The sequence below is a fragment of the Pseudophaeobacter leonis genome, from assembly GCF_002087335.1.
GTDB lineage: Bacteria > Pseudomonadota > Alphaproteobacteria > Rhodobacterales > Rhodobacteraceae > Pseudophaeobacter > Pseudophaeobacter leonis.
This window is the reverse complement of record NZ_MWVJ01000134.1, coordinates 1-6,653: the sequence shown is the minus strand read 5'-3', so window position 1 is coordinate 6,653 and position 6,653 is coordinate 1. Positions and strand designations below refer to the sequence as shown.

The window sequence follows — 6,653 nt, the reverse complement described above, 5'->3', positions numbered from 1 at the left end:
CCAGTCTGGAAAACCGCCCATCAGAACGCCCCCACCAGGGCAGCGGCAACATCAAACCCGGCAAGCTCTGCGTCCGTGAGCGCTTCTATCTGCTCCTGAACTGCTCGTTCGGCTGCAAACCTGGCCTGCACATGCTGGGCAACCGCCGTGGCAATCGGCGTAAAGGCAGCGAGATCCAGAACAAGCCAGCCGGTCTGGGCCTTCCATTCAACGCCAGACACAAGGCCATCTTTCAGCGCGCTATAGGTGCTGGCGATCTGGGCCTGGGCTTCTCGCGTGGTATCAACGCCTGCCCCGCCAAACGTCACACCCCCGATTTCAACGGCATATCGGCGCTCTGCCAGAGCCGCGATCAACTGCGCCCGCAGCGCATCATGCTCTGCTGTAATTTCCTCTGGCGTCTTGTCGTGCAGCACCCAGTCACCATCGCCCCAGGTGACAAACTGATTGACGCCGGGGGCTGGCTTGGGATCGACCGCGACAAAGCCAGCATCGGCAATTTCTTCCGGCGTGAAGCTGGCCGGATTTGTGCGAGTTCGCCCATCAGGCAGGCGAATGCGGAATGGGAGAGCAGCAGGGTAAGCCCCGCCTTTGGAAAATTGAGGGTTGCTCATTTTGTCACCTTATTCCTGAATTTCATCGGCAGCTCGGGTCGCCGGGAACAGGCGTTCTGTGCCGGGCCAGATCATGCGGACAGCTCCACCACCGCCGTTACCGCCTTCACTTGAGTGCTGGCGGTCAACGTGGACGTAGCCCCGCCCACCACCACCGCCAGCACCAAAGTCGCCCCCGTGGCCCTGGATACCCGTGGTGAAACCATCAGCCCCCCCAGAGCCGCCAGTCCCGTGACTTGTAGTACCGCTAGTACCGTTCGATCCTTCCCCGAATAGCCCCACGCCTCCGCCCGCTTTCCCTGCATCACCAGAGTGGACGGATGTTGCCTCCCCTAAGTCACCTGCCGCCCCGCCTCCGCCGCCACCGCCTGCACCGGCAAGGCCAGCAGTCCACCCGCCGCCCTTGCCGTTTGCGTTAGCCCCCGCACCACCAGCACCGGAATAGCCACCAGCGCCGCCGCCGCCGCCGCCAGCGCGTATCGCTCCCCAGCTTTTTGAGCTGGAACTGCTCCTGTCTGCGCCACCGATGCCACCAGAGCCGCCAGTCCCGACTATAGGTGATCCTGAGATGGTTCTGCTGGTCGAGCCTCCTGACGCAGATACCAGATCAACGCCGCTGCGCTGCACCATACTGGCACCACCAGCCCTTGAGCCAAGGCCATCACCGCCAACTCCGACGACGACTGTCAGCTCTTCGCCGGGGGTGCCCGCCCTAAACCAATCCTGTGCAGCCCGCGCCGCGTCTGTGGCCGTATCGCGCGCCTGCGCCATCAGGCTGGCCACCTCGCCATTCACCCCGGCCACACTGTCAGACAGAGCCGCACTCAGGCCCTGCACCGCTGGCAGCGCCTCATTCATGGCACCACTCATCTGGATCAGTTCTGCATAAAGCGCGCGGCCCGCCTCAGAGCTGAGATCGATCGCCTCAACCATAGCGCGGAACCCTTCGCGGCTCTCAGGCATGACAATATTTAGTTCTGCAAACCGCTCAGACAGACCACGCAGGGTGGCCTCTTGCCGTTCCGCATCGCTGTAGAAAGCATTCCAATAGCCCAGAACCGAAGTGCTGAAGGCTTCAATGCTGCCAAACTGATCGATCAGGTGCGAGGCTGCATCACCGCCCAAAATTGACGCCGCAAAGGCAGAGTGCCCCAGCAGGTCAAAGGCCTCGTTTGTGGCCTCCAGGCCAGTGGCAAGCCGGGTCAGGGTATCTGTGGCAGTTTCCCCGGCGCGGGCAACATCATGCTCGCCAAGGATCAGCTCAGCCATTGCGCTGGACGTCAGTTCCAACTGCTCTGCAAGCGCGGCCTGGATCTCTTCCTGGCTTTTGCCATTGGTCCAAAGCTGGAAGCCTGCGCCCTCAAATTTGTCGATGGCATCTGAATTGAGGTTCAGCACATCGGCCATGCTGTGCAGGCCCGCTGTGACGCCCGCCATGCTTTCATCCAGCGCCAGCTCAAACTCAGCTTCCAGCGGTTTCAGATCCGTGCGGTTAGAGCGCAGGAACCCGCCTTTGTAAAAGTCGTATTGCGAGCCATTGAAGCCCTCGGCATCAAAATTGCCCCGGATACCGGACCCGGCATATTTGCGGCTCAGACCTTTGGCCAGCAGAGCAATGCCAGCAACAAGCGGCAAAGCCATGCCCGCAAGACCGGCAGCAGCGCTGGCGGAAAAACCACCAGCAAAGACCGCCCCGGCCTGCGCGCCCATAGCGCCAAAGTAGGTTCCCACCCCACCGCCAGCGCCCAAAAGGGCACTCAGGCCAATGCCAGCGCCGCTGGACGCCGCCCCAAATAGACCGCCGCCAAGCCCCAGCAGGTTGCCAGCGCCACCCAGGCCACCGCCACCGCTGCCAGCGAGGGACGCCCCCGCAGAGCCACCGCCGCCCAGCAACTGATCCAGCCCAAGTGCTCCCGTGACTGAGGCCACCACCGGCAGCACAATGTTGGAATGGGCAAACTGATAGGCAATATCGCGCAGCATCCCCTGCACCGTATCCGTGAGACTGCCGCCCTCAAAAGCCACGCGCGTGATCTGCTCAGACCAGCGCGCCTGCTGATCTTGGACCCGCTCCAGCGCCGCCTCTACGCGGTCCAGCTCCCCCGCCTCATTGGCCAGACCCTCGATCTGCGCCTTACTCAGGCCCAGCCCCTCTTTGCCCAGCTTTTGCTGCACAGAGCGCACCGCCTCCAACTTTTTGCGTTGATCATCCGTGAGGCCCAGCAGGGACCGGCGCGCGGCAATCTCTTTGGTCAATTGCGCCAGCGCGCTTTTGGCTGCAGCGCCACCGGCAGTCTTGACCTTGTTCAGCGCAGCGAGGCGCTTTTGATATTCCGCATTCAGAACCTGCTCTTGCTCATAAAGCTGGACCTGCTGATTGATGCCTTCCTGCACATATTCCCGGTGCCCACCCGCCAGATTTGAAAGAGCTGGCAGGCTGGCCTCAAGCTGCGCGCGGTACTTTTCGACATTGGCAGTCACAGCGCTGCCACCGCCAGCAAGGGCTGCAATGCCAGCCTTGATCCCGGCAATGTTTGCTGTAGCCCCGGCCAATGCCCCAGGCAGCGCGGTCAAATAGCCCTTGATGGCTGCGGCCTGCCCCGCCGCCACGCCAAGCCCCTGGGCGAGCTGGCCCGCCGCAACAGTGCCGCGATCGGTCAGAGCAACATTCTCAGCGGTAATCCCGTTCAGCTCATTCCAGCGGCGCTGCAGCTCGGCAATGTTCTCCAAATTTTGCTTTCGAGCTGCCGCCTCTTCCTCGGTCAGGTAATTGCCAGCCTGAACAAGTTTGAGCATTTCCGCCTGTTTCAAAAGCAGCCGCACAACATTGCGCTCCGCAGCCTCATAGCCCGCCGCCATGAGCGCCGGCATTTCAACCAGGTCTTTATCACTGGGCTTTGCCAGCTCATCCAATCCAGCCCTTGCCGCCTGCAGCTCACAACCAGCAGATCGCTGTATCCCAACTTCGCCAAAACCACTTCACGCCGCTCCGCTTGATGCTGCTCGATCACAGCGCGGATCGCGTCCGCCTCTGCCATCTTGGCTTCAATTGTGGCCAGCGTGACCGGCCCGCCCTTGCGCAGGGCATCTGCCAGCCGCGCGCTGGCGTGGATCTGATCGCCCATCGCAATGGTCACGTTATCCATCGCCATTTCATGCGCTTCGGCAAAGGCCTTGGCGTCGGAATTGCCCCCGGCAAGGGCAGTGCTGGCAACAGCCAGCGCGGCGAAGCCTGCAACCACCAGCCCGACAGGAGACGCCAGCGCCACCACTGCGCCAACCAAAGGCGCGGCCAGCTTCAGAACCAAGCCCAGACCAATGGCGACCGGCCCCAGGGTCGCGGTCAGGGCGGCACCTTTGGCGATCAGGGCCTTGGCCCCGTCACTCAAATTATTGAACCACTCAGCCGCATCCGCCGCTTTGTCGCTCAGATCCTCCAGGAACGGCGCAAGCGCGACCGTCAACTGATTGGCGACACCGCGCCCCACAAGACCCATGCGCGAGATCGCATCATTGGTACGCTCGATCTGATCGGCATCCACCTCAGACACCGCCACGCCAAAGCGCGTCACATCTGCAGAGGCCACCAGAAAGAACCATGACAGCCATGGAAACCAAAAAGGCAAAGCATAGGAATTTCACCTCCGCGCAGATCAAACGCTTTGTTTCCGCCGCACGCGCTGCCGACCCCAACGCCATTGTCGAGCTTGTGACAACAGCTGGAACGGTCCGTATTTTACCCGAATCCGAACCTGTAGCGGATTCCCCATTTGATAAGTGGAAAGCCAACCGCAATGAGAGTGAAACTCAAAGGTATTAACCGGATCTCCAAACGCCTCGCGAGTGGTCAGCGCGTTACATACTACTACGCTTGGAAAGGTGGACCCCGGCTTCCTGGCAAGCCAGGTGATCCCGAGTTTTTGGCGGCTTACCATGCGGCCACGGCTCAAAAGGTTGAGCCGAAATCAAACACCATTCAGAGCCTGTTGAACCAGTACCAGAACACGCCAAAATGGACGGGCCTCGCACCCCGGACCAAGAAGGACTACGTCAACCACATCCAAAAGATTGAAGCCGAATTCGGGGACTTCCCGATTGCTGCCCTGGGCGACCGCCGCGCTCGCGCCGCCTTCCTCGCATGGCGCGACAAGATGGCCCTGAAGTCTCGGCGGCAGGCTGACTATGTCTTTGCCACCCTTGCCTCTATTCTGGCCTGGGCGCATGACCGGGGCCTCACTGATGCAAACCCGTGCGAAAAACCCGGCAAGCTATACCGCTCTGGACGGGCGGAATGCATCTGGACACAAGCCGACGAAAACGCGTTGTTTGCGGTTGCTCCTGCACGCATTCAACTTGCCTATTTGATGGCGACTTGGACAGGGCAGCGCCAGGGTGATCTCCTGCGTCTCACCTGGAGCGCATATGACGGAACCCACATCAGACTGGTTCAGGGCAAAACCAAACGCCGTGTCGTCATTCCCGTAGCCGCACCGCTGCGATCCATTCTGGATGAATTGGAAAAAAACAAATCCGCCGCGACGATACTGACCACGTCGAAGGGCACGTCATGGACGTCGCATGGCTTCAGCGGCTCATGGCGAAAGACCCTGGCGAAGGCGAAGATCACCGGCCTGACATTTCACGACTTGAGGGGCACTGCAGTAACGCGGCTAGCAGTTGCTGGCTGTGAAGTTCCAGAAATTGCAACCATCACCGGCCACAGCCTGACAGATGTCGGCGCAATTTTGGATTCGCATTATCTCAGCCGAAATACGCAGCTTGCAGAATCGGCCATCAAGAAGCTGGAGCGGTATGATAGGGAAACAAAAACTCCCAACTAAACTCCCAACTGGTCAAACCCAGTCGCGCCGGTAGTTGGATAAGTGATTGATTTTACTGGCAGGGGCACACAGACTCGAACTGTGGGCCTACGGTTTTGGAGACCGTCGCTCTACCAACTGAGCTATACCCCTGCAGTGCCGGTGTTCCTAAGCCACATGTCGCTGACTCGCAAGAGGGAAATCGGCACAATGGCGTGAGTTTCTATACCTCAGCCGCTGCAGACTGGCTCTTGAGAGGGCAATCTTCTATGACAGGCAAAAAGGAGGGCCTGTTTTGAGCCTGCGAAAGAAAATTGCCGACAGCCCACGCGTCAACCGGATGGTTGAAGCACTCTTTGCCAGCTATGTCAGCTTTGCCTATCGCAGTTCGCGCTGGCAACGCTCCGGCTTTGAGGAGATGGATGCCGCGGTGGCCCGTGGCGAGCCGGTGATTTTTGTGCTCTGGCATCAGCGACTGATCATGGCACCCTATCTTTTTGACACCTCGCTGGGCCGTATATGCGCGCTGACATCTGCAGCGCGCGCCGGGCGGCTGGGCGGGGCAAATTCTGGTGCGCCTTGGGTTTGAGACCATCCCGATGTCGAGCCACAAGCGCCATGTCGCGCTGTCGCGCGAAGTACTGCGCCGGACCAGGGAAGGCTGCTCTATCGGCATCGCGGCGGATGGACCACGCGGTCCCGCACGTGTGTGCTCGGGGGTGGCTATCACCTGGGCACGCATGACCGGTTGCCGGGTGTTCACTGTTGCCTTTGCCGAGCGCCGGGTGCTCAGGATGCCCACCTGGGACAAGCAGATGCTGCCCCTGCCCTTTTCGCGTGGCGTGCTGATCTGTCAGGAGTGGACCGATCCGGTCCCCAAGAAACCAACTGAAGACGAGGCCGAGATCCTGCGGTTGAGCCTGCAGAGCTCACTGGATGAGATCACCGATCGCGCGGATCACGCTGTTGGGCACGCGCCAACTGGACGCTCAGAGAAGACCCCGGGCTAGACGCCCTAGAGCCTGCGCCTAAGCGCAGCTGGCGCTCCCCCCCCAGCAGCCAGCTGCAGCCTCTCATAACGCAGCAGCCTAGCTTCTGAAGCAGGTTTTTCGTCTGTGCCTCTCAGGTGCGCCCAGAGGCTCTGATCTCAACGCAAAAAGTCACAATGCAAAAAGGGCGCCACTCGGGGCGCCCTTTCGCAGAACAGTTCTGTGTGGTT

At 60.7% G+C, this 6,653-nt stretch carries 5 protein-coding genes, 1 tRNA gene and 1 pseudogene; 3 read left to right on the top strand and 4 right to left on the bottom strand.

Annotated features, from left to right (window positions below; genetic code table 11):
• Positions 1-20: 20 nt before the first annotated feature.
• The 3 genes from B4968_RS22740 to B4968_RS22730 are packed head-to-tail and all read right to left on the bottom strand — an operon-like array spanning position 21 to position 4,201.
• Positions 21-614: a DUF4376 domain-containing protein gene (locus B4968_RS22740; protein ID WP_083101445.1), complete on the bottom strand. Its 594-nt coding sequence runs from the start codon at positions 612-614 to the stop codon at positions 21-23.
• A gap of 9 nt (positions 615-623) precedes the next feature.
• Positions 624-3,485: a hypothetical protein gene (locus B4968_RS22735; protein ID WP_139793005.1), complete on the bottom strand. Its 2,862-nt coding sequence runs from the start codon at positions 3,483-3,485 to the stop codon at positions 624-626.
• Entirely contained in the window at positions 3,422-4,201 is a 780-nt protein-coding gene (locus tag B4968_RS22730; RefSeq protein WP_139793004.1) for a hypothetical protein, read from the bottom strand. The genes B4968_RS22735 and B4968_RS22730 overlap by 64 nt, the downstream gene beginning before the upstream one ends.
• An 11-nt stretch (positions 4,202-4,212) precedes the next feature.
• Here B4968_RS22730 and B4968_RS23400 point away from each other — a divergent pair, with 11 nt between their 5' ends.
• Both B4968_RS23400 and B4968_RS22725 read left to right on the top strand, forming a co-directional pair.
• A complete protein-coding gene (locus tag B4968_RS23400; RefSeq protein WP_139793003.1) occupies positions 4,213-4,434 on the top strand; it encodes a hypothetical protein in 222 nt (73 codons plus the stop codon).
• Positions 4,409-5,455 (top strand): tyrosine-type recombinase/integrase, encoded by a 1,047-nt coding sequence (locus B4968_RS22725; RefSeq protein WP_083101442.1) that lies wholly within the window; start codon positions 4,409-4,411, stop codon positions 5,453-5,455. The genes B4968_RS23400 and B4968_RS22725 overlap by 26 nt, the downstream gene beginning before the upstream one ends.
• A 56-nt stretch (positions 5,456-5,511) precedes the next feature.
• Here B4968_RS22725 and B4968_RS22720 read toward each other — a convergent pair.
• Positions 5,512-5,587 (bottom strand) — tRNA-Trp (locus B4968_RS22720).
• Between the two features lie 142 nt (positions 5,588-5,729).
• Here B4968_RS22720 and B4968_RS22715 point away from each other — a divergent pair.
• A pseudogene (locus B4968_RS22715) lies at positions 5,730-6,444 on the top strand (lysophospholipid acyltransferase family protein).
• Positions 6,445-6,653: the final 209 nt, after the last annotated feature.